Origin of the sequence: Pseudomonas vranovensis, from assembly GCF_040438935.1 — a bacterium.
Lineage (GTDB): Bacteria > Pseudomonadota > Gammaproteobacteria > Pseudomonadales > Pseudomonadaceae > Aquipseudomonas > Aquipseudomonas vranovensis.
The window spans coordinates 784,163-808,823 of sequence record NZ_CP159259.1; the positions used below are offsets into that span (position 1 = coordinate 784,163).

26 protein-coding genes are annotated in these 24,661 nt (G+C 61.1%); 23 read left to right on the forward strand and 3 right to left on the reverse strand.

The window, feature by feature from the left end:
• Nucleotides 1-114: 114 nt before the first annotated feature.
• The 3 genes from ABVN19_RS03685 (at nt 115) to ABVN19_RS03695 (ending at nt 2,585) form a co-directional block, all read left to right on the forward strand.
• Nucleotides 115-738, forward strand: coding sequence for a glutathione S-transferase (locus tag ABVN19_RS03685; protein WP_028943762.1), 624 nt, complete (start codon nt 115-117; stop codon nt 736-738).
• Between the two features lie 138 nt (nt 739-876).
• Nucleotides 877-1,809, forward strand: a complete 933-nt coding sequence (locus ABVN19_RS03690) for an ABC transporter ATP-binding protein (protein WP_028943763.1) — start codon at nt 877-879, stop codon at nt 1,807-1,809.
• Nucleotides 1,806-2,585 (forward strand): ABC transporter permease, encoded by a 780-nt coding sequence (locus ABVN19_RS03695; protein WP_028943764.1) that lies wholly within the window; start codon nt 1,806-1,808, stop codon nt 2,583-2,585. The genes ABVN19_RS03690 and ABVN19_RS03695 overlap by 4 nt, the downstream gene beginning before the upstream one ends.
• On the opposite strand, the gene ABVN19_RS03700 is transcribed toward ABVN19_RS03695, so the two are convergent.
• The gene (locus ABVN19_RS03700; RefSeq protein ID WP_028943765.1) at nt 2,553-3,095 is read right to left on the reverse strand and encodes a DUF2062 domain-containing protein; all 543 of its coding nucleotides are present in this window, start codon (nt 3,093-3,095) and stop codon (nt 2,553-2,555) included. The genes ABVN19_RS03695 and ABVN19_RS03700 overlap by 33 nt on opposite strands.
• Before the next feature lie 143 nt (nt 3,096-3,238).
• On the opposite strand from ABVN19_RS03700, the gene ABVN19_RS03705 reads away from it, so the two are divergent.
• The 8 genes from ABVN19_RS03705 to murB all read left to right on the forward strand — a co-directional run bounded on the left by ABVN19_RS03705 (nt 3,239) and on the right by murB (nt 10,067).
• The gene (locus ABVN19_RS03705; protein ID WP_105642798.1) at nt 3,239-5,461 is read left to right on the forward strand and encodes a DNA internalization-related competence protein ComEC/Rec2; all 2,223 of its coding nucleotides are present in this window, start codon (nt 3,239-3,241) and stop codon (nt 5,459-5,461) included.
• A gap of 70 nt (nt 5,462-5,531) precedes the next feature.
• Nucleotides 5,532-6,167, forward strand: a complete 636-nt coding sequence (locus ABVN19_RS03710; protein WP_167332113.1) for a MotA/TolQ/ExbB proton channel family protein — start codon at nt 5,532-5,534, stop codon at nt 6,165-6,167.
• Nucleotides 6,164-6,595 carry a biopolymer transporter ExbD gene (locus tag ABVN19_RS03715; protein ID WP_028943768.1) on the forward strand — a complete coding sequence of 144 codons (432 nt, stop codon included), beginning with the start codon at nt 6,164-6,166 and terminating at the stop codon, nt 6,593-6,595. The genes ABVN19_RS03710 and ABVN19_RS03715 overlap by 4 nt, the downstream gene beginning before the upstream one ends.
• The gene (lpxK, locus tag ABVN19_RS03720; RefSeq protein ID WP_028943769.1) at nt 6,595-7,602 is read left to right on the forward strand and encodes a tetraacyldisaccharide 4'-kinase; all 1,008 of its coding nucleotides are present in this window, start codon (nt 6,595-6,597) and stop codon (nt 7,600-7,602) included. The genes ABVN19_RS03715 and lpxK overlap by 1 nt, the downstream gene beginning before the upstream one ends.
• 38 nt (nt 7,603-7,640) lie before the next feature.
• Nucleotides 7,641-7,826 (forward strand): Trm112 family protein, encoded by a 186-nt coding sequence (locus ABVN19_RS03725; RefSeq protein WP_011532874.1) that lies wholly within the window; start codon nt 7,641-7,643, stop codon nt 7,824-7,826.
• On the forward strand, nt 7,823-8,587 hold the full coding sequence (gene kdsB, locus ABVN19_RS03730; RefSeq protein ID WP_028943770.1) for a 3-deoxy-manno-octulosonate cytidylyltransferase: 765 nt from the start codon (nt 7,823-7,825) through the stop codon (nt 8,585-8,587). Before ABVN19_RS03725 ends, kdsB begins: the two co-directional genes overlap by 4 nt.
• Nucleotides 8,587-9,051: a low molecular weight protein-tyrosine-phosphatase gene (locus tag ABVN19_RS03735; protein WP_028943771.1), complete on the forward strand. Its 465-nt coding sequence runs from the start codon at nt 8,587-8,589 to the stop codon at nt 9,049-9,051. The genes kdsB and ABVN19_RS03735 overlap by 1 nt, the downstream gene beginning before the upstream one ends.
• Nucleotides 9,048-10,067, forward strand: a complete 1,020-nt coding sequence (gene murB, locus ABVN19_RS03740) for a UDP-N-acetylmuramate dehydrogenase (protein WP_105642799.1) — start codon at nt 9,048-9,050, stop codon at nt 10,065-10,067. The genes ABVN19_RS03735 and murB overlap by 4 nt, the downstream gene beginning before the upstream one ends.
• An 84-nt stretch (nt 10,068-10,151) precedes the next feature.
• Here the strand turns inward: murB and rne are convergent, their stop codons facing one another.
• Nucleotides 10,152-13,253 carry a ribonuclease E gene (gene rne, locus ABVN19_RS03745; protein WP_084167957.1) on the reverse strand — a complete coding sequence of 1,034 codons (3,102 nt, stop codon included), beginning with the start codon at nt 13,251-13,253 and terminating at the stop codon, nt 10,152-10,154.
• A 745-nt stretch (nt 13,254-13,998) separates the two neighbouring features.
• On the opposite strand from rne, the gene rluC reads away from it, so the two are divergent.
• The 3 genes from rluC to ABVN19_RS03760 are packed head-to-tail and all read left to right on the forward strand — an operon-like array spanning nt 13,999 to nt 16,612.
• Nucleotides 13,999-14,955: a 23S rRNA pseudouridine(955/2504/2580) synthase RluC gene (gene rluC / locus ABVN19_RS03750; protein WP_105642800.1), complete on the forward strand. Its 957-nt coding sequence runs from the start codon at nt 13,999-14,001 to the stop codon at nt 14,953-14,955.
• Complete coding sequence (locus tag ABVN19_RS03755) at nt 14,945-15,622, forward strand: HAD-IA family hydrolase (RefSeq protein ID WP_105642801.1); 678 nt, start codon at nt 14,945-14,947, stop codon at nt 15,620-15,622. Before rluC ends, ABVN19_RS03755 begins: the two co-directional genes overlap by 11 nt.
• A gap of 6 nt (nt 15,623-15,628) precedes the next feature.
• Nucleotides 15,629-16,612: a S49 family peptidase gene (locus ABVN19_RS03760; protein WP_105642807.1), complete on the forward strand. Its 984-nt coding sequence runs from the start codon at nt 15,629-15,631 to the stop codon at nt 16,610-16,612.
• Nucleotides 16,613-16,665: 53 nt separating this feature from the next.
• On the opposite strand, the gene ABVN19_RS03765 is transcribed toward ABVN19_RS03760, so the two are convergent.
• Complete coding sequence (locus tag ABVN19_RS03765; RefSeq protein ID WP_028943777.1) at nt 16,666-17,241, reverse strand: nucleoside triphosphate pyrophosphatase; 576 nt, start codon at nt 17,239-17,241, stop codon at nt 16,666-16,668.
• A gap of 95 nt (nt 17,242-17,336) precedes the next feature.
• Between ABVN19_RS03765 and ABVN19_RS03770 the strand changes: the two genes are divergently transcribed.
• The 9 genes from ABVN19_RS03770 (at nt 17,337) to mltG (ending at nt 24,645) form a co-directional block, all read left to right on the forward strand.
• Nucleotides 17,337-17,864: a YceD family protein gene (locus tag ABVN19_RS03770; protein ID WP_028943778.1), complete on the forward strand. Its 528-nt coding sequence runs from the start codon at nt 17,337-17,339 to the stop codon at nt 17,862-17,864.
• 13 nt (nt 17,865-17,877) lie between these two features.
• Entirely contained in the window at nt 17,878-18,060 is a 183-nt protein-coding gene (gene rpmF, locus ABVN19_RS03775; RefSeq protein WP_010223221.1) for a 50S ribosomal protein L32, read from the forward strand.
• Nucleotides 18,061-18,063: 3 nt separating this feature from the next.
• Nucleotides 18,064-19,074: a phosphate acyltransferase PlsX gene (gene plsX, locus ABVN19_RS03780; RefSeq protein WP_084167958.1), complete on the forward strand. Its 1,011-nt coding sequence runs from the start codon at nt 18,064-18,066 to the stop codon at nt 19,072-19,074.
• A 129-nt stretch (nt 19,075-19,203) separates the two neighbouring features.
• The gene (gene fabD / locus ABVN19_RS03785) at nt 19,204-20,142 is read left to right on the forward strand and encodes an ACP S-malonyltransferase (protein WP_105642802.1); all 939 of its coding nucleotides are present in this window, start codon (nt 19,204-19,206) and stop codon (nt 20,140-20,142) included.
• 16 nt (nt 20,143-20,158) lie between these two features.
• A complete protein-coding gene (fabG, locus tag ABVN19_RS03790) occupies nt 20,159-20,899 on the forward strand; it encodes a 3-oxoacyl-ACP reductase FabG (protein ID WP_028943781.1) in 741 nt (246 codons plus the stop codon).
• Between the two features lie 195 nt (nt 20,900-21,094).
• Nucleotides 21,095-21,331 carry an acyl carrier protein gene (gene acpP / locus ABVN19_RS03795; protein ID WP_025261008.1) on the forward strand — a complete coding sequence of 79 codons (237 nt, stop codon included), beginning with the start codon at nt 21,095-21,097 and terminating at the stop codon, nt 21,329-21,331.
• Between the two features lie 105 nt (nt 21,332-21,436).
• Complete coding sequence (gene fabF / locus ABVN19_RS03800) at nt 21,437-22,681, forward strand: beta-ketoacyl-ACP synthase II (protein ID WP_028943782.1); 1,245 nt, start codon at nt 21,437-21,439, stop codon at nt 22,679-22,681.
• Nucleotides 22,681-23,496, forward strand: a complete 816-nt coding sequence (gene pabC / locus ABVN19_RS03805; RefSeq protein ID WP_028943783.1) for an aminodeoxychorismate lyase — start codon at nt 22,681-22,683, stop codon at nt 23,494-23,496. Before fabF ends, pabC begins: the two co-directional genes overlap by 1 nt.
• A gap of 3 nt (nt 23,497-23,499) precedes the next feature.
• Complete coding sequence (gene mltG, locus ABVN19_RS03810; RefSeq protein WP_218274697.1) at nt 23,500-24,645, forward strand: endolytic transglycosylase MltG; 1,146 nt, start codon at nt 23,500-23,502, stop codon at nt 24,643-24,645.
• The last annotated feature ends 16 nt before the right edge of the window (nt 24,646-24,661 follow it).

The window sequence follows — 24,661 nt, forward strand, 5'->3', positions numbered from 1 at the left end:
TTGCTTGAACAATGACCGGGTGGAGTTCCGGGAGTTCGCCGGAATGCCCAAACGATTGCCTCGAAAAATGTCAGGAGTAGACTGGGCGGCCCGAACATTCATCAGGACGACGTCATGCTCAAGATCTGGGGCCGGAAGAATTCGACCAATGTCAGGAAAGTGCTGTGGTGCGCCGAGGAACTGGGCCTTGAATATGAGTCGATCGATGCCGGCGGCGCCTTCGGCCTGGTCAACGAGCCCGAATACCGGTCGCTGAATCCCAATGGCCTGGTACCGATGATCGAGGACGACGGACTGGTGCTTTGGGAGTCCAATGCCATCGTGCGTTATCTGTGTGCGCAATATGGCAAGGATGTCGATTGGTATATCAATGAGCCTCGTCAGCGCGCCGAGGCGGACAAGTGGATGGATTGGGTCACGTCTTCTCTGGCCTCGCCGTTCCGGCCTTTGTTCTGGGGCATCCTGCGCACGCCGGCCGACCAGCAGGACTGGGTGGCGATCAATGCCGCACACAAGACCTGTGCGCAACTGCTGTCGATCGCCGATCAGACGCTGGCCGAGCGTCCGTACTTGTCGGGGGAGCACTTGGGCATGGGTGATATCCCCCTGGGCTGTTTTGTCTACGCATGGTTTGAAATGCCCATCGAACGGCCCGAGATGCGCCACCTGCGCGCCTGGTACGAGCGCTTGCAGGAACGCCCGGCCTATCAGGCTGCAGTGATGACCGCGCTGACCTGATCGCTGCGGTCACCCTGATAGTTATTATCGATACACATGACTGTACTTGTATGGCCTGGGCAAGCACCATGGCCATATTCACTGCGGCCGGTCTGTCCAGTCGCTTCCTGACCCCTTCATTCTGGTGCATGACCCGCTATGAGTTCTGCTCTGTCCATAAGGCAGCTAACCAAGACCTACGGCAACGGCTTCCAGGCCCTCAAGGGCATCGACCTGGATGTCGCCGAAGGTGACTTCTTCGCCCTGCTTGGCCCCAACGGTGCCGGCAAGTCCACCACCATCGGTATCCTCTCGACGCTGGTCAACAAGACCAGTGGCACCGTGAATATCTTCGGCAACGACCTGGATCGCCAGCCGGCCGCGCTCAAGCGCTGTATTGGCGTAGTGCCGCAGGAGTTCAACTTCAACCAGTTCGAGAAGACCTTCGATATCGTCGTGACCCAGGCCGGCTATTACGGTATCCCAGCCAAGGTGGCCAAGGAGCGCGCCGAGAAGTACCTCACCCAGCTGGGGTTGTGGGACAAGCGCGATGTGCCGTCGCGCTCACTCTCCGGTGGCATGAAGCGTCGCTTGATGATCGCCCGGGCGCTGGTGCATGAGCCACGCCTGCTGATTCTCGACGAACCAACGGCGGGGGTGGACATTGAACTGCGTCGCTCGATGTGGAGCTTTCTGACCGAGCTGAACCAGCAGGGCATTACCATCATCCTGACCACGCACTACCTGGAAGAAGCCGAGCAGCTTTGCCGTCATATCGGCATCATCGACCACGGCACCATTGTCGAGAACACCAGCATGCGCTCGCTGTTAAGCAAGCTGCATGTAGAGACGTTCCTGCTCGACCTCAAGCAGGACCTGCCCCAGGCGCCCAGCTTGGTCGGTTACCCGTGCCGGCTGGTCACCCCGCATACCCTGGAAGTCCAGGTGGACAAGGACGTGGGCATTACTGCGCTGTTCAGCCAGCTGGCCCTGCAGAACATCGAAGTGCAAAGCCTGCGCAACAAAACCAATCGTCTCGAGGAGTTGTTCGTGTCTCTGGTTGAGAAAAACCTGGCGAAGGTGGCGGTATGAGTTCGGAACTGAGCGCCAACCTGGTCGCCCTCAATACCATCGTCTATCGCGAGGTTCGCCGCTTTACCCGAATCTGGCCACAGACATTGCTGCCGCCAGCGATCACCATGGTTTTGTATTTCGTGATCTTCGGTAACCTGATTGGTCGGCAGATCGGCGACATGGGTGGTTTCACCTACATGGAGTACATCGTGCCGGGGCTGATCATGATGTCGGTGATCACCAACTCCTATGGCAATGTGGTGTCGAGTTTCTTCGGCAGCAAGTTCCAGCGCTCTATTGAGGAACTGATGGTTTCGCCGGTTTCTCCCCATACCATTCTCATCGGCTACACCCTGGGCGGCGTGTTGCGCGGCTTGGCGGTGGGGTTGATTGTGACCTTGCTGTCGCTGTTCTTCACCGACCTGCAGGTACACCACCTGGGCGTGACCATTCTGGTGGTGGTGTTGACCGCGACCATCTTCTCGTTGCTCGGCTTTATCAACGCCGTGTTTGCGCGCAACTTCGACGATATCTCGATCATCCCGACCTTCGTCCTGACGCCGCTGACTTACCTGGGTGGGGTGTTCTACTCCATCAACCTGCTGCCACCGTTCTGGCAGACGGTGTCGATGGCCAACCCGGTGCTGCACATGGTCAACTCGTTCCGCTACGGTATTCTCGGGGTATCGGATATACGCATCGGCGTGGCCATCACCTTCATGCTGATTGCCACCGCCGTGTTGTACTTCGGCTGCACTCGCCTACTGGTCAGTGGGCGAGGAATGCGTACCTGACGCTTTTTGCTTGCGCCGGCGCCACTGCCGGCCCACCCACCAACGCCAGTAGAGCATGGTGAGGCAGTAGGCCAGGCCGCCGAGCAGCAGGCCGCACACCACTGAGCCCAGCAGAAAGGGCTGCCAAAGGGTGGAAAGCTGGTCGGTGATCCATTCGAACGTCAGTTCCTCAGGCAAGGTCCTGGGGGGGATCTGCATCAGCCAGGCGCCCATCTGGTAGGTGCAGAAGAACACCGGCGGCATGGTGATCGGATTGGTCAGCCAGACCAGGCTGACCGCAATCGGCAGGTTGCCGCGAATCATGATCGCCAGGCTTGCCGCCAGCAGCATCTGCATCGGAATCGGAATAAACGCGGCGAACAGGCCAACCGCCATTGCTCGCGCAACCGAGTGCCGATTCAGGTGCCAGAGGTTCGGGTCGTGCAACAGCCGGCCGAGAAAGCGTAAGGATTTGTGTTCCCTGATGCTGGTCGGGTCGGGCATGTAGCGTTTGAAGAGACGACGCGGCATGTAGGCTCTCGGCTATATGAAGGTGGCAAGTATGCACGGAATCTAAAAACGCCCCATTACAGACTTTGTGACAATTATTGAGCGGATGCACGACTCCAGTGAACTAAGCCTCAGGGGACGGATTTTTACTGGAGCTTCAAATCATGCGCACAGGGATGTTAGCGCTTGCTCTGGGCCTGTTGTGCCTCAGGGTTCTACCGGCTGTGCCATCGGTCGGAATAGTGGCCATGATGGCCCTGATCGGGCTTTGTTGCCTGCCTTGGCGGGCTCGCCTACTGGGCTTGTTCCTGCTGGGATTGAGCTGGGCGTGTGTTTCGGCGCAGCAGGCGCTGGATGATCGCCTGGCACCGGCACTTGATGGTCGCACTGTGTGGCTGGAGGGCAGGGTGGTCGGGTTGCCCGAGCAGGGTGGGCGCGTGGTGCGGTTCGAGCTTGAAGAGGCTCACTCGCGGCGCGCCGAGTTGCCACGTCGGCTGCAACTGAGCTGGTTTGGCGGGCCACCGGTATTCAGTGGCGAGCGTTGGCGCCTGGCGGTCAGCCTCAAGCGCCCCCACGGCTTGCTCAACCCTCATGGTCCGGATCGCGAAGCGACCTTGTTGGCTCGACGCGTCGGCGCTACCGGCAGTGTCAAGGCCGGTGAGCGCCTGGCGCTTGCTGAAGCCGCCTGGCGCGATGGCGTGCGCCAGCGCTTGCTGAGTGTCGATGCCCAGGGGCGTGAGGCCGAGCTGGTGGCGCTGGTGCTAGGCGATGGCAAGGGCCTTGCCCGGGAAAACTGGGATGTACTGCAGGCCACTGGCACGGTTCACTTGCTGGTGATTTCCGGTCAGCACATCGGCCTGCTGGCCGGCTTGGTCTATGGACTGATCGCCGCACTGGCCCGATTGGGTTGGTGGCCTCAACGCCTGCCCTGGTTGCCTTGGGCGTGCGGCCTGGGGTTTGCCGCTGCCCTGGGGTACGGGTTGCTGGCCGGCTTCCAGGTGCCGGTGCAGCGTGCCTGCATGATGCTTGCGATGGTGCTGCTATGGCGCTTGCGCTTTCGCCATCTCGGCGTAGGCCTGCCGTTATTGCTGGCGCTGGTTGCGGTGTTGCTGTGGGAGCCACTGGCCAGTTTGCTGCCTGGGTTCTGGTTGTCGTTTGCCGCTGTTGCGGTACTGACCCTGACCTTCAGTGGCCGCCTGGGCGCCTGGAACCGCTGGTTGGCCTGGGGGCGGGCGCAGTGGCTGATTGCACTGGGGCTTCTGCCGGTGTTGTTGGCGCTGGAGCTGCCGGTCAGTGTGACGGCGCCCTTGGCCAATGTGTTTGCCGTGCCCTGGATCAGCCTGGCGGTGCTGCCCTTGGCGCTACTGGGGACGTTGCTGTTACCCGTGCCGTTGGTGGGCGAATCCCTGCTCTGGATGGCCGGCGGCTTGCTCGACGGTTTGTTTCGACTGCTGGCGGCACTGGCGGACTGGCACCCGGCGTGGGTGCCAGAACCCTTGTCCTGGTTCGTGTGGGGGCTGGTATGTACAGGCGCGCTGTTGCTGCTGTTGCCCCGCGGAGTGCCGATGCGGGTGCTGGGCTGGCCACTGCTGCTACTGGCGGTATTCGCGCCCAGGGAGCGGGTGCCCCACGGCCAGGTGGAAGTCTGGCAGTTGGATGTCGGCCAGGGGTTGGCCTTTGTCCTGCGCACCCGCGACCACGCGATGCTGTATGACGCAGGGCCCGCGATGGGAGACCAGGACCTGGGGGAGCGCATCGTGCTGCCGACATTGCGCAAGCTGGGTGTGAATGCGCTCGATCTCATGCTTCTCAGTCATGCCGATGCCGATCATGCGGGCGGTGCCCCAGCGGTGCTGCGCGGTCTGCCAGTGCTCAGGGTCGTGGCTGGAGGGTCGGCAAGACTGCCGGCGGTATTGCAGGCGCAGCCTTGCGACAACGGCCAGCACTGGCAGTGGGATGGAGTGAGCTTTTCGCTCTGGCAGTGGCCAGGCGCTCGTGACAGCAACCAGGACTCTTGTGTGCTGTTGGTTGAGGCGAGTGGTGAGCGGTTGTTGCTTACCGGGGACCTGGATGCACCCGGCGAGCGGGCCTGGGCACATGACTGGCAGGCCACCCGGGTCGACTGGTTGCAGTCTCCGCACCATGGCAGCCGCAGTTCGTCCAGCCAATCGTTGTTGAGTACCACCGCGCCGCGCGGAGCATTGATCTCCAGGGGGCGCTACAACGCGTTCGGCCATCCCCATGCCGAGGTCATGGAACGCTACCGAACAAATGGCATCGAAGTCTTCGACAGCGCCGTACGCGGCGCAGTGCGCCTGCGTCTGGGCGACTTCGGCGAGCCGTTGGGGATGCGTGATCCGCCACGTTTCTGGCGTGACCCCAGTTGACGACCTTCGGCAGATGAGTGCCCAAGGGTCCTATGGTAAAGTGGCGGACTTTTTCAAGGGGATGCTAACTGTGTGGGAATTGGTCAAGTCCGGTGGTTGGATGATGCTGCCGATCATTCTGAGTTCCATCGCTGCCATGGCTATCATCGCCGAGCGCCTGTGGACCCTGCGTGCCAGCCGGGTCACCCCACCGCACCTGCTCGGGCAGGTCTGGATGTGGATCAAGGACAAACAACTCACCAGTGACAAGCTCAAGGCCCTGCGCGCCGATTCGCCGCTCGGCGAGATCCTCGCTGCCGGCCTGGCCAACTCCCGTCATGGTCGAGAGATCATGAAAGAGTGCATCGAAGAAGCCGCGGCACGGGTTATCCACGAGCTGGAGCGTTACATCAATGCCCTGGGTACCATTGCCGCAATGGCGCCACTGCTCGGTTTGCTCGGTACCGTGCTGGGCATGATCGACATTTTCAGTTCGTTCATGGGCACCGGCATGACCGCCAACGCCTCCGTGCTGGCCGGTGGTATCTCCAAGGCGCTGATCACCACGGCAGCAGGCCTGATGGTCGGTATCCCGGCGGTGTTCTTCCACCGTTTCCTGCAGCGGCGCATCGATGAGCTGGTGGTTGGCATGGAGCAGGAAGCCATCAAGCTGGTCGAGGTTGTGCAGGGCGATCGGGATGTCGATCTGGCCGAGGGCAAGGCGTGAAATTCCGGCGCAAGCCACGGGAGACCGTGGACATCAACCTGGCATCATTGATCGATGTGGTGTTCATCCTGCTGCTGTTCTTTGTGGTGACCACCACGTTCACCCGTGAAACCCAGTTGCGGGTCGAGTTGCCGGAGTCGGTCAGTGGCGCCCCGGCGCCCGATACCGAAACCAAGCAACTGGACATCACCATCAGCGCTGATGGCGTCTATTCGGTCAACAACAACCTGTTGCCCAAGAGCGATCTGGCCACCCTGATCGAAGCCCTGCAAAAAGAGTCTGCAGGTAATACCAAAATGCCGTTGTCGATCAGCGCCGACGGCAAGACCCCGCACCAGGCGGTGGTGACTGCCATGGATGCGGCCGGCAAGCTCGGTTTCAGCCAATTGCGCATGACCACGGTCGAGGCTGCTTCGGGGACTCCTTGATGGCCTTTGCCGATCGCCTGCTCAATGCCTGGTATACCGGGCACCCGGCCCTGGCGCTGTTGCGCCCGCTGGAGTCGCTGTATCGCCGGGTGGTGCTGCGCAAGCGTGCGCGCTTCCTGTCGGGGGAGGCCAGCAGCTACCGGGCCCCGGTGCCGGTTGTGGTGGTGGGTAACATCACCGTAGGCGGCACCGGTAAAACCCCCATGATTCTCTGGCTCATCGAGCACTGTCGTCAGCAAGGCTTGCGCGTCGGTGTGGTTAGCCGTGGCTACGGCGCCAAACCTCCTCGATTACCCTGGCGCGTCAGTGCCGAGCAGAGCGCAGCGCAAGCCGGCGATGAGCCCTTGCTGATTGTGCAGCGCAGTGGCGTGCCGTTGATGATCGACCCGGACCGCTCGCGCGCCGTGCAGGCATTGCTGGCCAGTGAACCGCTGGACCTGATCCTGTGTGATGACGGGATGCAGCATTACCGGCTGGCGCGCGATCTGGAGTTGGTGTTGATCGATGCCGCCCGCGGCCTGGGCAATCGCCTTTGCTTGCCCGCAGGTCCGCTGCGTGAGCCTGTGGAGCGCCTGCAGGATGTTGATGCGGTGCTCTACAACGGGGCCGCCGGCGATCGCGACGATGGCTTTGCTTTTGTCCTCAAGCCCACCGCCCTGGTCAATGTCCGCAGTGGTGAGCGTGTGGGGTTGGAACACTTTCCCGCTGGGCAGGCCGTGCATGCCGTGGCGGGTATCGGTAACCCGCAACGTTTCTTCAATACCCTGCAAGGGCTAGACTGGCGGCCAGTAGCGCATGCGTTTGCCGATCACGCGGTGTACAGCGCCCAGGCCCTCAGTTTCACACCGGCGCTGCCGCTGATCATGACCGAGAAGGATGCGGTCAAGTGCCGGGCCTTCGCCGCTGATGACTGGTGGTACCTGGCGGTCGACGCCGTGCCATCGCCGGCCTTCGCGGCCTGGTTGGATGCGCAGCTCGAACGGCTGTTGCAGGCACCGCAGCCCTGATTCTTTTCTTTTTCCGGCCATTGGCCTGAGGAATACCCATGGACACCAAATTGCTCGATATCCTGGCCTGCCCAATCACCAAAGGCCCACTCAAGCTCAGTGCCGACAAGACCGAGCTGATCAGCAAGGGCGCAGGCCTGGCCTACCCGATTCGCGATGGAATCCCGGTAATGCTGGAGAGCGAAGCCCGTACGCTGACCGATGAAGAGCGCCTTGATAAATGAGCCAGACGTTCACTGTAGTGATTCCTGCGAGGTTGCGTTCTACCCGCTTGCCCGGCAAGCCATTGTTGCTGATCGCTGGCAAGCCGATGGTCCAGCATGTCTGGGAACAGGCGCGCAAGAGTGGTGCCAGCCGCGTGGTCATTGCCACGGATGACGCCGGGATCTACCAGGCGTGCCAGGCATTTGGCGCTGAAGTGCTGATGACCCGGGAAGACCATGAGTCGGGCACTGACCGGTTGGCCGAAGTCGCAGCCCAGTTGGGCCTGGCGCCCGACGCCATTGTCGTCAACGTCCAGGGTGATGAGCCGTTGATACCACCAATCATCATCGATCAGGTTGCCGCGAATCTTGCGGCTCATCCTGAAGCGGGCATTGCCACGCTGGCCGAGCCGATCGAAGACGTCACTGCCGTATTCAACCCCAACGCGGTGAAGGTGGTCAGCGATTGCAACGGCTTGGCCTTGAGTTTCAGCCGGGCGCCGTTGCCCTGGGCGCGCGATGTCTTTGCAAAAAGTCGAGATACTCTGCCCGAGGGCGTGCCTTATCGCCGTCACATCGGCATGTACGCCTACCGTGCAGGCTTTCTGCATGACTTCGTCAACTGGGGACCCTGCTGGCTGGAACAGGCCGAATCGCTGGAGCAGTTGCGAGCGCTCTGGCATGGTGTGCGCATTCATGTGGCCGACGCCATCGAGGCCCCCCCGGTGGGCGTCGATACTCCTGAAGACCTGGAGCGCGTAAGGCGCTTGCTGGAGGCCTGATGCGGGTCTTGTTTGTGTGCCTGGGCAACATCTGTCGCTCGCCCACGGCTGAAGGCGTGTTGCGTAATCAGCTGCAGGCTGAAGGGCTGGAGGTGCTGATCGAAGTAGCGTCGGCTGGTACCAGTGATTGGCATGTCGGCAAGCAGCCCGACAGTCGTACCCGGCGCGCCGCCCAATTGCGTGGTTACGACCTGTCGCAGCAGCGTGCGCAGCAGGTGCGCAGCGCCCACTTCAATGACTACGACCTGATCCTGGCCATGGACAAGAGCAATCTTGGCCACTTGCAGGCCATGCAGCCGGCCGGTGCGAAAGCCGAGCTCGACTTGTTCCTGCGTCGTTACGAAGGGGCACTGGACGAGGTGCCGGACCCTTACTACGGCGGCGAGCAAGGTTTTGAGCAGGTCCTGGACTTGATCGAAACAGCCTGCCGTCAATTGGTCATCGAACTCAAGGGACGTCTATGAGCGGGCAGTGGCAGGAGCAGGTATCGCTCAAGCCGTACAACACCTTCGGCATTGATGTGAAGGCGCGCTACTTCACCCAGGCGCACAGCGACGAAGATGCTCGCCAGGCATTGGCGCAGGCGGCTGCGCAAGGGCTGCCAGTGCTGGTGATTGGTGGCGGCAGCAACCTGCTGCTCACCGCGGATGTGCAGGCGTTGGTCTTGCGCATGGCAAGTGCCGGGGTGCGCATTCTGTCTGACGACGGTGAACGGGTGGTTGTCGAGGCTGAAGCGGGGGAACCTTGGCATCCCTTTGTGCAGTGGTGCTTGTCTCAGGGGCTCGCGGGCCTGGAGAACCTCAGCTTGATCCCTGGCACCGTCGGTGCAGCGCCGATGCAGAACATCGGTGCCTATGGAGTCGAGATCAAGGATGTGTTTGTCGGGTTGACGGCGCTGGATCGCCAGACCGGTGAGCTGCACGAATTCGAGCTCGAGCAATGCCAGTTCGCTTATCGCGACAGCGTTTTCAAGCATCATCCCGGACGCTGGTTGATTCTGCGCGTGCGTTTTGCCTTGAGCCGGGTGATGCATGCCCACCTGGACTACGGTCCGGTTCGTCAGCGTCTGAGCGAGCAGGGCATCTCTGAGCCGACTGCGCAAAATGTCAGCGATGCCATTTGCAGTATCCGTCGGGAAAAACTGCCGGATCCGGTTGAGTTGGGCAATGCCGGCAGCTTCTTCAAGAACCCGATGGTGGCCGCTGTACTGGCTGACAAGATCCGTGTGCAGTATCCGGGGCTGGTGGCTTATCCACAGGCTGACGGGCAGTTCAAGCTGGCGGCCGGTTGGCTGATCGAGCAGGCGGGTTGGAAGGGGCATCGTGAAGGCGATGCCGGTGTGCACCGTTTGCAGTCGCTGGTGCTGGTCAATTACGGCCAGGCCACGGGTTTGCAATTGCATGAGCTGGCACAGAAGATCCAGGCCGACATTCTTGAGCGTTTTGGTGTGACGCTGGAGATGGAGCCGAACCTGTACTGACCCGCAGGGGCGGGCTTACCGCGCGAAAGCAGCAAAAAAAAAGCCCCGCCAGTTACCTGGCGGGGCTTTTTACTGCCTGGAAGATCAGACGAGCGGTTTGTGCTCTTCGGTGGTTTCCAGGGCTTCGGCTTGCTGCTCGGCCGCTGCTTTGGCTTCAGCAGCGGCAGCTGCCTCGGCTTCGCGCTTGCGGCGACGGACTTCACGTGGGTCGTTAGGTGCGCGACCGTTGCTGGTCAGGGCACTGGCTGGAGCGGGTGCTTCAGCAGGTGCCTCAGTCACTTCGGCTGGCGCTTCGGCAGGTGCTTCAGCGACTGCAACCGGAGCTTCGACAACAGCCGGGGCAGGTTCTGCGGCTACTTCGGCAACCACTTCAGGTTCAGCTTGCACCGGTACCTGGATTTCAGGTTCGGTGGCAACGGCTGGCTCGACAGCTTTAACCTGAGCGACAACCACTTCTTCAACCACTGGTGCGATGCTGACTTCAGCAGTTTCTACCGGTGCCTGGAAGGGCTGCTCGACAACCGGGGCTGCTGCGACTTCAGCCACTTCAACGGTTTCGGTCACTTCAGTCACGGGCTGAGCGGCTTCGACAATCGAAGGCTCGGCAACTGCTTCATCAGAAGGTGCCTGCTCTTCAACAGCAGCAGTAGCACGCTCGGCTTGCTGGTTGGCCTGGGCCTCGGCATCGGCGCTGATGTTGCTGGTTGCAACGGCAGCGGTAACGGCCAGGCCGGCAGCCAGTTCAGCACCCAGCGCGCTTGGCTGTGGCTGTTCTTCGTTGCCTTCCTCGGCACCTTCTACCAGGTTGCCGTTGGCGTCACGCTGACGCTCGCGACGGTTGCTGCGACGACGCTGGCCACGGGAGCGGCGACGTGGACGATCGCCTTCGGCGCCTTCCTGGTTGTCGTCCTGCAGCAATTCTTCGTTCGGCAGTTGCTCTTCAGCAGCTTCGGCAGCCTGTTCGGCGGCACGCGGTTGGCGCTCTTCACGTGGTGGGCGTGGTTGACGCTCTTCACGCGGCGCACGTTCTTCGCGCGGGGCGCGCTCTTCACGTGGGGCGCGTTCTTCGCGGGGGGCACGCTCTTCACGAGGCTGGCGTTCTTCGCGCGGGGCACGCTCAGGGCGCTCTTCGCGTACGGTTGGAGTGCCGGCATCCAGTGGCTCGCGCAGTTCGCGGACCGGACGGTCTTCGCGGGAGCGGCGCTCTTCACGTGGAGCACGTGGCTGACGCTCTTCGCGTGGCTGGCGAGGGGCGCGCTCTTCACGGGCCTGGGTTTCTTCGCGAGGTTCACGGGCTTCGCGAGGCTGACGCTCTTCACGCGGTGCGCGTTCTTCGCGAGGCTTGCGATCACGGTCCTCTTCGCGACGGCCGTTGCGGTTACGGCTCTGCTGGCGACCGTTGCGGCGCTCTTCGTTGCGCTGCGGGCGTTCGGTCGCTGGCTTTTCGGCAACGACTGGCGCGGCGGCAGGCTCTTCCTTGCCGGCAAACAGGCTGACCAGCGACTTCACCAGGCCTTTGAACAGGCTTGGCTCAGGCGCAACGTGGACCGGGGCTGCCGGCTGTTCGACGGTGGTCGGCACCGGTGCATTGGCGCGTGCCGGGGCAGTCTTGACCGCGGCTTCCTGGCGAACCAGGGTGCGGGTGGCTGCGGTCGGCTGGACTTCTTCGGTCTCGGCCGCGGCGATTTCGTAGCTGGACTGGCTGCTCAGGGCTTCCGGGCTGTCGTCGCGCAGACGCTGGACTTCAAAGTGTGGGGTTTCCAGGTGGTCGTTCGGCAGGATGACGATACGCGCCCGGGTGCGCAGTTCGATCTTGGTGATCGAGTTGCGCTTTTCGTTGAGCAGGAAGGCGGCAACCGGAATCGGCACTTGAGCGCGAACTTCGGCGGTGCGGTCTTTCAGGGCTTCTTCTTCGATCAGGCGCAGGATAGCCAGCGACAGGGACTCGACGTCACGGATGATGCCGGTGCCGCTGCAGCGTGGGCAGACGATGCCGCTGCTTTCGCCCAGGGATGGACGCAGGCGCTGACGGGACATTTCCAGCAGGCCGAAGCGCGAGATACGACCAACCTGTACGCGGGCGCGGTCGGCCTCCAGGCACTCGCGCACCTTTTCTTCGACGGCACGCTGGTTCTTGGCCGGGGTCATGTCGATGAAGTCGATGACGATCAGGCCGCCGATGTCACGCAGGCGCAGCTGGCGGGCAATTTCTTCGGCCGCTTCCAGGTTGGTCTGCAGGGCGGTTTCTTCGATGTCGCTGCCTTTGGTGGCGCGTGCCGAGTTGATGTCGATGGACACCAGGGCTTCGGTCGGGTCGATCACGATCGAGCCGCCGGACGGCAGGTCGACCACGCGCTGGAAGGCAGTTTCGATCTGGCTTTCGATCTGGAAGCGGTTGAACAGCGGGACGCTGTCTTCGTACAGCTTGATCTTGCTGGCGTACTGCGGCATTACCTGGCGGATGAAGGTCAGGGCTTCTTCCTGGGCATCAATGCTGTCGATCAGCACTTCGCCGATGTCCTGGCGCAGGTAGTCGCGAATTGCGCGGATGATGACATTGCTTTCCTGGTAGATCAGGAAAGGTGCGGAACGGTCCAGGGAGGCTTCCTTGATCGCGGTCCAGAGTTGCAGCAGGTAATCCAGGTCCCATTGCATTTCTTCGCTGCTGCGGCCCAGGCCGGCAGTGCGCACGATCAGGCCCATGTCGGCGGGTGCGACCAGGCCGTTCAGGGCTTCGCGCAGTTCATTGCGTTCTTCGCCTTCGATGCGACGGGAGATACCGCCGGCACGTGGGTTGTTTGGCATCAGGACCAGGTAGCGACCGGCCAGGCTGATGAAGGTGGTCAGGGCGGCGCCCTTGTTGCCACGCTCTTCTTTTTCGACCTGGACGATGACTTCCTGGCCTTCGCTGAGTACTTCCTTGATGTTTACCCGACCTTCCGGGGACTTCTTGAAGTATTCGCGGGAGATTTCCTTGAGGGGGAGGAAGCCATGGCGTTCGGAGCCGAAGTCGACGAATGCGGCTTCCAGGCTAGGTTCGATCCGGGTGATCCGGCCTTTGTAGATGTTGGCCTTCTTCTGCTCGCGCGCACCGGACTCGATGTCCAGGTCGTAGAGACGTTGGCCGTCCACCAGAGCTACACGCAACTCTTCGGGTTGAGTTGCGTTAATCAGCATTCTTTTCATGTAATACCGTCGGTTTCCGGGCTGCCGGAAACGGCGTTCGGCACACACGACTTCTCACGGTCGGTGTCAGGTGCGCAAGGGGTGGCGGGCCACCCCCGTGTCCAGCGACATTCGAGCCAGTCTGGTAACCCAGTGCTGCCGAAGTCGCGACGACGCGTCCTGCTTGCTGTGGTGTCAAATGCACTCAGTCAGGAGGAGGAATCAGCCTTCGGCCGTGGACGCCCCAGGGGCATCTTGATCAAGACCGGGTCCGGTCGCCTGGCCTAAAGGCCGCTGGACTGGACGCAGTACTACACGGTCCGACGGTTGTGCATCTCCACCCTACACGTATCCCTGATAATTCGGGTGCTGCCGCGCGCTGAATCCGCAACGGGTTGCATTTATCGCCAGCTCCAATTGGGGAGCCCGCGCCTTTTATGTCCAAGGCTGGTATTTCCGAAGCCTTCGCCAAGACTGCGTGAAATTGACGGCACTGACAGAGTGGCATCGAAAAAAACGTGGGGGAGGGCGAAATACCGCTCTTGTAGTTTTTTATCGGTCTTCTCTGCACGGCGCTGGTGGCGATTCCAGGCATTTCTGTAAACTGGCAAAAGCCCCGTCGGACGGCCTCGCGTCCTCGAGAATTGCGTCGGTCAGGGCCGGTAGAAGCCGTGAGTCCGCTGGCCTGCCGCTTTTGGCGGCGTTCGCGACTATAGCAGCAATCATTAAGTGCTTCAAATCCATAAAAAATTGTTATGATTGGCAAATGACGACTAATGCCCCTCCGACCTCCGGCGTCCAGCTGATCGAGGTCGCGCCGGAACTTGCCGGCCAACGAATCGATAATTTTCTTATTACTGCGCTCAAGGGTGTTCCCAAGACCTTGATTTACCGCATTTTGCGTAAAGGCGAAGTGCGCGTGAACAAGGGGCGGATCAAGCCGGAGTACAAGTTGCAGGCCGGTGACATCGTGCGGGTGCCGCCCGTTCGTCTGCCTGAGCGCGACGAGCCTGTGCCGGTGGCCCAGGGTTTGCTTCAGCGTCTTGAAGCCGCCATTGTCTATGAAGACAAGGCCTTGATCGTATTGAACAAGCCAGCTGGTATCGCCGTTCATGGCGGTAGCGGTCTGAGTTTTGGCGTGATCGAAGCCTTTCGTCAGTTGCGTCCGGATGCCAAGGAGTTGGAGTTGGTTCATCGCCTGGATCGCGATACCTCCGGCCTGTTGATGATTGCCAAGAAACGCAGCATGTTGCGTCACCTGCATGCCGCCTTGCGTGGCGATGGTGTCGACAAGCGTTACATGGCGCTGGTACGAGGCCATTGGGCGACAGCCAAGAAACAGGTCAATGCGCCGTTGCTCAAGAGCAACCTGCGCTCTGGTGAACGCATGGTCGAGGTCAACGATGAGGGCAAGGAAGCGCTGACATTGTTCCGTGTTCTGCGCCGCTTCGGCGAGTTCGCAACCATCATCGAGGCGCGCCCGATCACTGGTCGCACTCACCAGATTCGTGTCCATGCCCTGCATGCCGGGCATTGCATTGCCGGCGACAGCAAGTACGGTGATGAAGACTTCACTCGTGAAATTCGAGAGCTGGGGGGCAAGCGTTTGTTCCTGCATGCCTATGCCTTGACCGTTCCGCTGCCCGATGGTGGTGAGCTCAAGCTCGAGGCGCCAGTGGACGACATGTGGGCCAAGACTGTGGAGCGCTTGAGTGCAGCGTGATTACGACCTGCTGATTTTCGATTGGGATGGCACCCTGGCTGACTCTATCGGGCGTATTGTCCAGGCCATGCACCTGGCTGCAGGTCGGGTAGGGGAGTCAACCTGTGATGACGCGGCGGTCAAGGGCATTATTGGCCTGGCGCTGCCCGAGGCCATTGCCACCTTGTATCCGCATCTGGGTGACGAGCAGGTCGCAACGTTTCGCCAGCATTATGCCGATGTCTACATGGCGCTGGATGTGCAGCCTTCGCCTTTGTTCGAAGGGGTGGTCGAGTCGCTTGAGGCCTTTCGAACCGAGGGCTATCGTCTGGCAGTGGCTACCGGCAAGGCGCGTCGTGGCCTGGATCGAGTATTGCAAGCCAATGGCTGGCAGGATTACTTCGATGTCACGCGCGCTGCCGACGAAAGCCGTGGCAAACCGCATCCGCAGATGCTTGTAGAGATTCTCGCCCATTGCCAGGTCGAACCGTCGCGTGCATTGATGGTGGGTGACTCGTCATTCGACTTGCTGATGGCCAGCAACGCCGGTATGCATTCGGCCGCTGTCGGTTATGGGGCGATGTCGCTCGAGGCATTGAGTGCCTTCAGGCCGCAGGTCTGTCTAGAGCATTTTTCACACTTGCAGGCCTGGTTGAGCCGGTCGCCTGTCGAAGTATTTCCAGGGTAGGTGAGCATGGCTGACGAGTGGAAGGCGCCAAGCGCCGAAGGCAATGAAGAGCAAAAGAGCTGGAAGTTGTTGGAGAAAACCCTCCTGGCGGGCGTGCAAGAACAGCGTCGCGCCAGGCGCTGGGGGATCTTCTTCAAGTTGCTGACCTTTATGTACCTGTTCGGCATCCTTGCCCTGTTTTCGCCTTTGATGAACATGGACAAGGCTGCCTCGCGCAGTGTCACGCATACAGCGCTGGTAGAGGTGCGCGGGGTGATTGCCGACCAGGAGCCTGCCAGTGCCGACAGCATCGTCGGTGGTCTGCGAGAGGCCTTCAAGGACTCGAAAACCAAGGCAGTGATTCTGCGTATCAACAGTCCGGGTGGCAGTCCGGTGCAGTCCGGGTATGTCTACGATGAAATTCGCCGGCTGCGCGCGGAGTATCCGGCGATCAAGCTGTATGCGGTGATCAGTGACCTGGGGGCTTCCGGCGCTTACTACATTGCCAGTGCCGCCGACGAAATCTATGCCGACAAGGCCAGCCTGGTGGGCTCCATTGGTGTCACGGCGGCGGGGTATGGGTTCGTCGGTACGATGGAGAAGCTTGGTGTCGAGCGTCGTACCTACACTGCTGGCGAGCACAAGGCGTTTCTTGATCCGTTCCAGCCGCAGAAGCCTGAAGAGACGGCGTTCTGGCAGGGGGTGCTGGAAACCACTCACAAGCAGTTCATTGCCAGTGTCAAGCAGGGGCGTGGCGAGCGCTTGAAGGACAAGGAGCACCCCGAGCTGTTCAGTGGCCTGATCTGGTCCGGTGAGCAAGCGCTGGCCCTGGGGTTGGTCGATGGCCTGGGCAGTGCCGGTTATGTGGCACGTGAGGTGGTGGGCGAGAAGGAGCTGGTGGACTTCACTATCGAAGAGTCACCCTTTGATCGCTTCTCCAAGCGCCTGGGTACCAGCATTGCGGAGCGTCTGGCGATGTGGATGGGCTTTCAGGGGCCTTCGTTGCGCTGAGTGTCCCGGGATGTAGAAGCCGGCCCCTTGAGGCCGGCTTTTTCGTGCCGCTCCTACAAGGTGATGCCCTCTTGCAGGAGCATGTCTATCAGGCGGATCAGTGGCAGGCCGATCAGGCTGGTGGCGTCGACGCCGTGGGTGCTCTGGAACAGGCTGACACCCAGGCCCTCGGCCTTGAAGCTGCCGGCGCAATCGTAGGGCTGCTCGATGCGCAGGTAGCGCTCGATGCGTGGCAAGTCCAGTTCGCGCATGTTGACCGTGAATGGCACGCAATCGACCTGGCAGTGGCCGGTCTGGCTGTTGAGCAGCGCAAGGCCTGTTAGGAAGGTGACGTGATTGCCGCTGGCCGCGAGCAACTGCTCGCAGGCTCGCTCGAAGGTGTGCGGCTTGCCGAGGATCTGTTCGCCGAGTACGGCAACCTGGTCGGAGCCGATGATCAGGTGGTCGGGGTGGTTTGTCGCGAGTGCCTGGGCTTTTTCCCGGGCCAGTCGTTTTACCAGGTCCAGGGCTGGCTCTTGCGGGTATCGTTGTTCGTCTATGTCGGGGCTTGCCCAACTGAATGGCAGGTGCAGGCGGGCGAGCAATTCGCGGCGATAGGGTGAGCTGGAAGCCAGTAACAAAGGCAGCATGATGAACTCCTGGGCAGGTGAAACGATTCTAACATGCTGAACGGAGCCGAATTTCCTTTGACAGGGGCGGGGGTCGTCCCTAGAATGCTGCGCCTATGTTGAATGACCCGATTCCACCTCACGTTGACCCGCGCAAATTGGCCGATCGTGGTGTTTCTATTGAAGGAACGCTGCAGCTCGCCGATTTGGAGAGACTCTGCGACCCGCTTTCCGATAATGTCGGTACGGTGCAGGCTAAATTCGATTTTGAGCGAGACGAGCAGAAGGCCGTGGTTATCCACACCTCACTCGACGTCGAGGTCAAAATGGTTTGCCAGCGTTGTCTTGAGCTGGTCACCCTGCCGATCCACAGCGAGTGTACCTACGCCGTGGTGAAGGAGGGTGCGAATACCCAGTCGTTACCGAAAGGTTATGACGTGCTGGAACTGGGCGAAGATCCTTTGGATCTGCAGGCCTTGGTCGAGGAGGAGCTTCTGCTTGCCTTGCCCATCGTGCCTGCTCATCATCCGGAAGAATGCCAGCAGCCGGCGGGCGCCGATGAGCCCGAACCGAGCAAGGACGAGGTAACACGGTCCAACCCGTTCAGTGTATTGGCGCAGTTAAAGCGTGACCCAAACGTTTAGGAGTTAATCAATTATGGCTGTTCAGCAGAACAAAAAATCCCGCTCTGCCCGTGACATGCGCCGTTCGCACGACGCCCTCTCGGAAAACGCTCTGTCCGTAGAGAAAACCACTGGTGAAGTGCACCTGCGTCACCACGTATCGCCAGAAGGCGTATACCGTGGTCGTAAAGTGATCGACAAGGGCGCTGACGAGTAATCCTTGTCCGCTCAGATCATCGCGATTGACGCAATGGGCGGGGACTTCGGTCCCCGCAGCATTGTTCAGGCGAGTATTGCTTGCCTGTCAGCTACCCCCTCGCTGCACCTGACCCTTGTCGGTCAACCCTCCCTCCTTGAAGATCTGATCGCTGGCCAGCCGGCAGCGGATCGCGCGCGCCTGCAGATTGTCGCTGCCAGCGAAGTGATCGGCATGGACGAGCGGCCCTCCCAGGCTTTGCGTGGCAAGCCCGATTCCTCCATGCGCGTGGCGCTTGAATTGTTGCGTGATGGCAAGGTGCAGGCGTGCGTGAGCGCGGGTAATACGGGGGCGCTCATGGCGCTGTCGCGCTATGTGCTCAAGACGCTGCCTGGCATCGATCGACCGGCCATGGTTGCGGCCATCCCGACCCAGTCCGGCTACTGCCAGTTGCTTGACCTGGGTGCCAATGTCGACTGCAGTGCAGAAAACCTCTTCCAGTTTGCGGTCATGGGCTCCGTTGCGGCCCAGGCCCTGGGGATTTCCCGGCCGAGGGTGGCGCTGCTCAACGTTGGTACCGAGGACATCAAGGGCAATCAGCAGGTCAAGCTGGCAGCCAGCCTGCTGCAGAACGCTCGCGGCCTCAACTATATTGGCTTCGTTGAAGGCGACGGTCTGTACCGTGGTGAGGCGGATGTGGTGGTGTGCGACGGTTTCGTAGGCAATATCCTGCTCAAGTCCAGCGAGGGGCTTGCGACCATGATCGGCTCGCGCATCGAGGCCCTCTTCAAGGGTGGGCTTGGGGCGCGTCTGGCAGGTGCAGTGGCCATGCCGCTGCTCAAGCGCCTGCAGGCTGATCTCGCGCCGGCGCGTCATAACGGTGCAAGTTTTCTCGGCCTCCAGGGCATCGTCATCAAGAGTCACGGTTCTGCGGGTGTGCAGGGCTTTCAGAGTGCCATCCAGCGGGCCCTGATCGAAATTCAGGAGAACCTGCCCCAGCGTCTGCACGGGCGGCTGGAAGACCTGTTGCTTTAGGCATATCCGTCAGGAAGTGGTTAAATGTGACCGCTTGGTCCGCGTTAACATCCAAGTTTTCAGTTTCTTGTGCTCAGCCGCGCGCTGGGCGCTTCATTTCCGACGACAAGATCATTAGGGGCTTGTTCAATGTCTGCATCCCTCGCATTCGTCTTTCCCGGTCAAGGTTCGCAGTCCCTCGGCATGCTTGCCGAGCTGGGCGCTCAGTATCCGTTGGTTATTGATACCTTCCGCGAGGCCTCCGAGGCTCTGGGCTATGACCTCTGGGCGCTGACCCAGAACGGCCCGGAAGAGCAACTCAATCAAACCGACAAAACCCAGCCGGCCATCCTGACTGCCTCGATCGCCCTGTGGCGCTTGTGGCTGGCGGAAGGTGGTGCGCGTCCTGCATTCGTTTCCGGCCACAGTCTGGGTGAGTACAGTGCGCTGGTTGCCGCCGGCAGCCTGAGCCTGGCCGATGCGGTCAAGCTCGTGGAGCGCCGCGGTCAGCTCATGCAGGAAGCCGTTCCGGCCGGGCAGGGCGCCATGGCAGCCATCCTGGGCCTGGACGACGCCGATGTCGTGGCCGTCTGTGCCGACGCTGCCCAGGGTGAAGTCGTCAGTGCGGTGAACTTCAACTCGCCTGGCCAGGTGGTCATTGCTGGCGCCAAGGCAGCCGTCGAGCGTGCCATGGAGGCCTGCAAGGCCAAGGGCGCCAAGCGTGCGCTGCCGCTGCCGGTGAGCGTGCCATCGCACTGCGAGCTAATGCGTCCTGCTGCCGAGCGCTTTGCCGAGTCGGTCAATGGCATCGACTGGAAGGCTCCGCAGATCCCGCTGGTACAAAATGTAAGCGCTGCCGTGGCGGCCGACCTGGACACCCTCAAGCGCGACTTGCTCGAGCAGCTGTTCAAGCCGGTCCGTTGGGTCGAGTGCGTGCAGACCCTGGCCGCCAATGGCGCGGTGCAGCTGGTCGAGTGTGGTCCGGGCAAGGTCCTGGCTGGTCTGAACAAGCGCTGCGCTGACGGCGTCAACACCTTTAACCTCAATACCCCGGATGCTTTCGCCGCCACCCGTGCGGCGCTGGCCTGAATTAGGAGAAGCTTGCATGAGCCTGCAAGGTAAAGTTGCACTGGTAACCGGCGCCAGCCGTGGTATTGGCCAGGCCATCGCCCTGGAGCTGGGCCGTCTGGGCGCGACCGTGATCGGTACCGCGACCTCCGCTTCGGGTGCCGAGCGCATTACCGCCACCCTCAAGGAGCACGGCATCACCGGCACCGGCATGGAGTTGAACGTGACCAGTGACGAATCCGTCACTGCCACCCTCGCTGCCATCCAGGAACAGTTCGGTGCGCCGACCATCCTGGTCAACAACGCTGGTATCACGCGTGACAATCTCATGCTGCGCATGAAAGACGACGAGTGGTTCGACGTCATCGACACCAACCTGAACAGCCTCTACCGTCTGTCCAAGGGCGTGTTGCGCGGCATGACCAAGGCGCGCTGGGGTCGTATCATCAGCATCGGTTCGGTGGTGGGTGCGATGGGTAACGTCGGCCAGGTCAACTACGCAGCCGCCAAGGCCGGCCTGGAAGGTTTCAGTCGCGCCCTGGCTCGTGAAGTCGGCTCCCGTGCCATCACCGTCAACTCGGTGACCCCAGGCTTCATCGATACCGACATGACTCGCGAATTGCCGGAAGCTCAACGCGAAGCGCTGCAGACCCAGATTCCCCTGGGGCGTCTGGGCCAGGCTCAGGAGATCGCCAATGTGGTGGCTTTCCTGGCTTCCGACGGCGCAGGTTATGTGACTGGCGCTACGATTCCGGTCAACGGCGGCATGTATATGTAAATCTAATGTGACGGATTGCTTCAAAAAAATGTCATACGAGCTGTCTAAAATCCGTTATAAAGCTGCAACCAGATTCTAGTCGGTTGGCAGGTGTGGTCTGGCGAGGCGTGTTGCGCTTGAAAAGCAGACGTCTTTCTATACACTTACACACCGGCCAGCTGCCTGACATATGTCCATTAGGAGTGAAAACAAGGTATGAGCACCATCGAAGAACGCGTCAAGAAAATCGTCGCCGAGCAACTGGGCGTTAAAGAAGAAGAAGTAGTGAACACTGCTTCCTTCGTCGAAGATCTGGGTGCCGATTCCCTTGACACCGTTGAGCTGGTGATGGCTCTGGAAGAGGAATTCGAGACCGAAATCCCTGACGAAGAAGCTGAGAAGATCACTACTGTTCAAGCTGCTATCGACTACGTCAACAGCCACCAGGGCTAAGACGTTGTAGTCGTCGCTTCTTGTCATGGAAAAACCGCACTGCCTTCGCCGGCGTGCGGTTTTTTCTTTACAAGACATGTAGTCAATGTGAATAAGGAGAGTGCTGTGTCGCGTAGACGCGTCGTGGTCACCGGTATGGGTATGCTGTCGCCACTGGGTACGGATGTGCCGAGCAGTTGGCAGGGCATTCTGGCTGGCCGCAGTGGCATAGGTCTGATTGAACATACGGACCTGTCTGCCTACTCCACCCGTTTTGGCGGCTCGGTAAAGGGCTTCGAGGTTGAGCAGTACCTGTCGGTCAAGGAAGCCCGCAAGCTCGATCTGTTCATTCAGTACGGCCTGGCAGCCGGTTTTCAGGCAGTGCGCAACGCCGGCCTGGAAGTGACCGATGCCAACCGCGAGCGCATTGGCGTCGCCATGGGCTCGGGTATCGGCGGTCTGACCAATATCGAAGAAACCAGTCGGACGCTGCATGATCAGGGCCCGCGACGCATTTCGCCGTTCTTCGTGCCAGGTTCGATCATCAACATGATTTCCGGTTTCCTGTCGATCCATCTGGGGGTACAGGGGCCTAACTACGCCATTGCCACTGCTTGCACCACCGGTACTCACTGTATCGGCATGGCTGCGCGCAACATCGCCTTCGGTGAAGCCGATGTGATGATCGCTGGCGGTGCGGAAATGGCAGCCTGCGGCTTGGGCATGGGTGGCTTCGGTGCCTCGCGCGCGCTGTCGACCCGCAATGACGACCCGACCCGGGCCAGTCGCCCATGGGATAAAGGCCGTGACGGTTTCGTCCTCTCTGACGGTGCCGGCGCCCTGGTGCTTGAAGAGCTCGAGCACGCCAAGGCTCGTGGCGCGACCATCTATGCCGAGCTGGTCGGCTTTGGCATGAGTGGCGACGCCTACCACATGACCTCTCCGCCAGAAGACGGCAGCGGCGCCGCGCGTTGCATGGTCAACGCCCTGCGTGATGCCGGCCTCAATGCTGACCAGGTGAGCTACATCAACGCCCACGGCACTTCGACGCCAGCAGGCGACCTGGCAGAAGCCTCGGCGATCAAGTCGGTGTTTGGTGATCATGCCTACAAGCTGGCAATCAGCTCGACCAAGTCGATGACCGGCCACCTGCTCGGCGCCGCCGGTGCAGTAGAGGCGATCTTCAGCGTGCTGTCGATCAACAGCCAGGTAGCACCGCCGACCATCAACCTCGATGAGCCGGACGAAGGTTGCGACCTGGACTTCGTGCCGCATGAGGCGCGCAACATGCCGATCGACGTGGTGCTGTCCAACTCCTTCGGGTTTGGTGGTACCAACGGCTCGCTGGTGTTCCGCCGGTTCGCCGACTGATGCACAGTTGGCTCGATGGCCTGCCGGCTGATGCAGTCAATCTGCAAAGCCGCGGGCTGGCCTACGGCGATGGTCTGTTCGAGACCATCGCTGTGCGGGCCGGTCGGCCATCGTTGCTCGAGTACCACCTCGAGCGCCTGGCGCTGGGTTGCCAGCGCCTGGCGATCAGTGTTGATCACGGCCTGGTTTGCGATGAGCTCTGCCGTTACGCCAGTGCGTTGGGTGACGGAGTACTCAAACTGATTCTTGTGCGTGGCGACAGCCAGCGCGGCTATGCGCCTGCCGCTGGGGCGGCGCCACGACGTATCCTTCAGGGCAGTCCCTTGCCCTTCTATCCTGCCCGGAATGCCGAGCAGGGTATTCTTTTGTTCCCCTGTACCACGCGTCTTGCGGAACAACCCTTGTTGGCGGGGCTCAAACATCTCAATCGGCTCGAGCAGGTCCTGGCGCGTTCCGAATGGCAGGATCCCGAGCATGCCGAAGGCTTGATGCGCGACACGTCGGGCCGGGTCATCGAAGGGGTGTACAGCAATCTGTTCCTGGTCAGTGATGGCCAGCTGCTGACCGCTGACCTGAGTCGTTGCGGTGTGGCCGGCGTCATGCGGGCGGCGCTGATCGCGCAGGCTGGAGCAGCTGGTATTCCGGTGAGGATTGCCGATCTGTCCCTGCAGGACCTGGAGCAGGCCGATGAAGTCTTCGTCTGCAACAGCGTTTATGGCGTTTGGCCCGTGCGCGCATTTGACTCGCTGAACTGGTCGCCGGGACCACTCACCCGTAAACTGCAGGCCATTGCCCGTACGTTACTGGATACCTGATTTGTGAGACGTAAATTCTTGGTGCTGCTGGAGACCGGATTGATCCTGGCAGGCCTGATGCTGGGTTTTTCGGCCTGGAAAGTGAACTCGGCGCTCGAGCAGACCCTGCATGTAAGCCAGGAGCAATTGCTCGACGTGCCGACCGGCACCAACCCCAATCGCATGTTCTACCGCATGGAGAAAGACGGCCTGCTGAACGACGCGTTCTGGTTGCGCCTGTACTGGCGCTTCAACATGGCAGGCGTGCCGTTGCACACGGGCGAATACCGCGTGACGCCCGGCATGACCGTACGCGACCTGTTCGAAGTCTGGCGTCGGGGTGATGTGGTGCAATACAGCCTGACCCTGGTCGAGGGCTGGAACTTCCGCCAGGTACGCTCGGCACTGGCCAAGCATGAAAAGATCAAGCAGACCATCGACGGCCTCAGTGATGTCGAGGTCATGGACAAGCTTGGCCATCCCGGTGTGTTTCCCGAAGGGCGGTTCTTCCCGGATACCTACCGTTTTGTTCGTGGCATGACCGATGTAGAGTTTCTCCAGCAGGCTTACGCCCGCCTGGAAGAGGTGCTGGCCAAGGAGTGGGCGGCGCGTCCCGCCGACTTGCCGTATCGTGATCCATACCAGGCGCTGATCATGGCCTCGCTGGTGGAGAAGGAGACGGGGGTGCCCCAGGAGCGTGGCGAGATCGCCGGCGTGTTCGTGCGGCGCATGCGTATCGGCATGTTGTTGCAGACCGATCCGACAGTCATCTACGGCATGGGCGAGCGTTACAACGGCAAGATCACCCGTGCCGACCTGCGTGAACCGACGCCCTACAATACTTACACCAATGCTGGACTGCCGCCGACCCCGATCGCCATGGTGGGGCGTGAAGCCATCCATGCCGCGCTGAACCCGGCCCCGGGTACCAGCCTGTACTTCGTGGCGCGTGGCGATGGCAGCCATGTCTTCTCTGATGACCTGGATGCGCACAACTCGGCTGTTCGCGAATATCAAATCAAGCGTCGTGCCGATTATCGTTCGAGCCCGGCCCCTGTGGTTCCAGTCGAGGCTCCTGCCCAGGAAGCCCCCGTCGAAGAGCCCCCTGGCGAGGCAGGCCAGGCGCTCCCTGAACCGGAAGCGCCAGCCAGCGAACCCACCCCGCAATGATCAACTGTAAGGACTG

Coding starts and splice junctions, on each gene's coding strand:
- ABVN19_RS03690 (WP_028943763.1), top strand. CDS start 877: ATGAGTTCTGCTCTGTCCATAAGGCAGCTAACCAAGACCTACGGCAAC.
- fabD (WP_105642802.1), top strand. CDS start 19,204: ATGTCTGCATCCCTCGCATTCGTCTTTCCCGGTCAAGGTTCGCAGTCC.
- lpxK (WP_028943769.1), top strand. CDS start 6,595: ATGGCCTTTGCCGATCGCCTGCTCAATGCCTGGTATACCGGGCACCCG.
- ABVN19_RS03770 (WP_028943778.1), top strand. CDS start 17,337: ATGTTGAATGACCCGATTCCACCTCACGTTGACCCGCGCAAATTGGCC.
- rluC (WP_105642800.1), top strand. CDS start 13,999: ATGACGACTAATGCCCCTCCGACCTCCGGCGTCCAGCTGATCGAGGTC.
- pabC (WP_028943783.1), top strand. CDS start 22,681: ATGCACAGTTGGCTCGATGGCCTGCCGGCTGATGCAGTCAATCTGCAA.
- fabG (WP_028943781.1), top strand. CDS start 20,159: ATGAGCCTGCAAGGTAAAGTTGCACTGGTAACCGGCGCCAGCCGTGGT.
- ABVN19_RS03725 (WP_011532874.1), top strand. CDS start 7,641: ATGGACACCAAATTGCTCGATATCCTGGCCTGCCCAATCACCAAAGGC.
- kdsB (WP_028943770.1), top strand. CDS start 7,823: ATGAGCCAGACGTTCACTGTAGTGATTCCTGCGAGGTTGCGTTCTACC.
- ABVN19_RS03695 (WP_028943764.1), top strand. CDS start 1,806: ATGAGTTCGGAACTGAGCGCCAACCTGGTCGCCCTCAATACCATCGTC.
- rpmF (WP_010223221.1), top strand. CDS start 17,878: ATGGCTGTTCAGCAGAACAAAAAATCCCGCTCTGCCCGTGACATGCGC.
- ABVN19_RS03760 (WP_105642807.1), top strand. CDS start 15,629: ATGGCTGACGAGTGGAAGGCGCCAAGCGCCGAAGGCAATGAAGAGCAA.
- ABVN19_RS03685 (WP_028943762.1), top strand. CDS start 115: ATGCTCAAGATCTGGGGCCGGAAGAATTCGACCAATGTCAGGAAAGTG.
- ABVN19_RS03705 (WP_105642798.1), top strand. CDS start 3,239: ATGCGCACAGGGATGTTAGCGCTTGCTCTGGGCCTGTTGTGCCTCAGG.
- murB (WP_105642799.1), top strand. CDS start 9,048: ATGAGCGGGCAGTGGCAGGAGCAGGTATCGCTCAAGCCGTACAACACC.
- ABVN19_RS03765 (WP_028943777.1), bottom strand. CDS start 17,241: ATGCTGCCTTTGTTACTGGCTTCCAGCTCACCCTATCGCCGCGAATTG.
- acpP (WP_025261008.1), top strand. CDS start 21,095: ATGAGCACCATCGAAGAACGCGTCAAGAAAATCGTCGCCGAGCAACTG.
- ABVN19_RS03735 (WP_028943771.1), top strand. CDS start 8,587: ATGCGGGTCTTGTTTGTGTGCCTGGGCAACATCTGTCGCTCGCCCACG.
- rne (WP_084167957.1), bottom strand. CDS start 13,253: ATGAAAAGAATGCTGATTAACGCAACTCAACCCGAAGAGTTGCGTGTA.
- ABVN19_RS03700 (WP_028943765.1), bottom strand. CDS start 3,095: ATGCCGCGTCGTCTCTTCAAACGCTACATGCCCGACCCGACCAGCATC.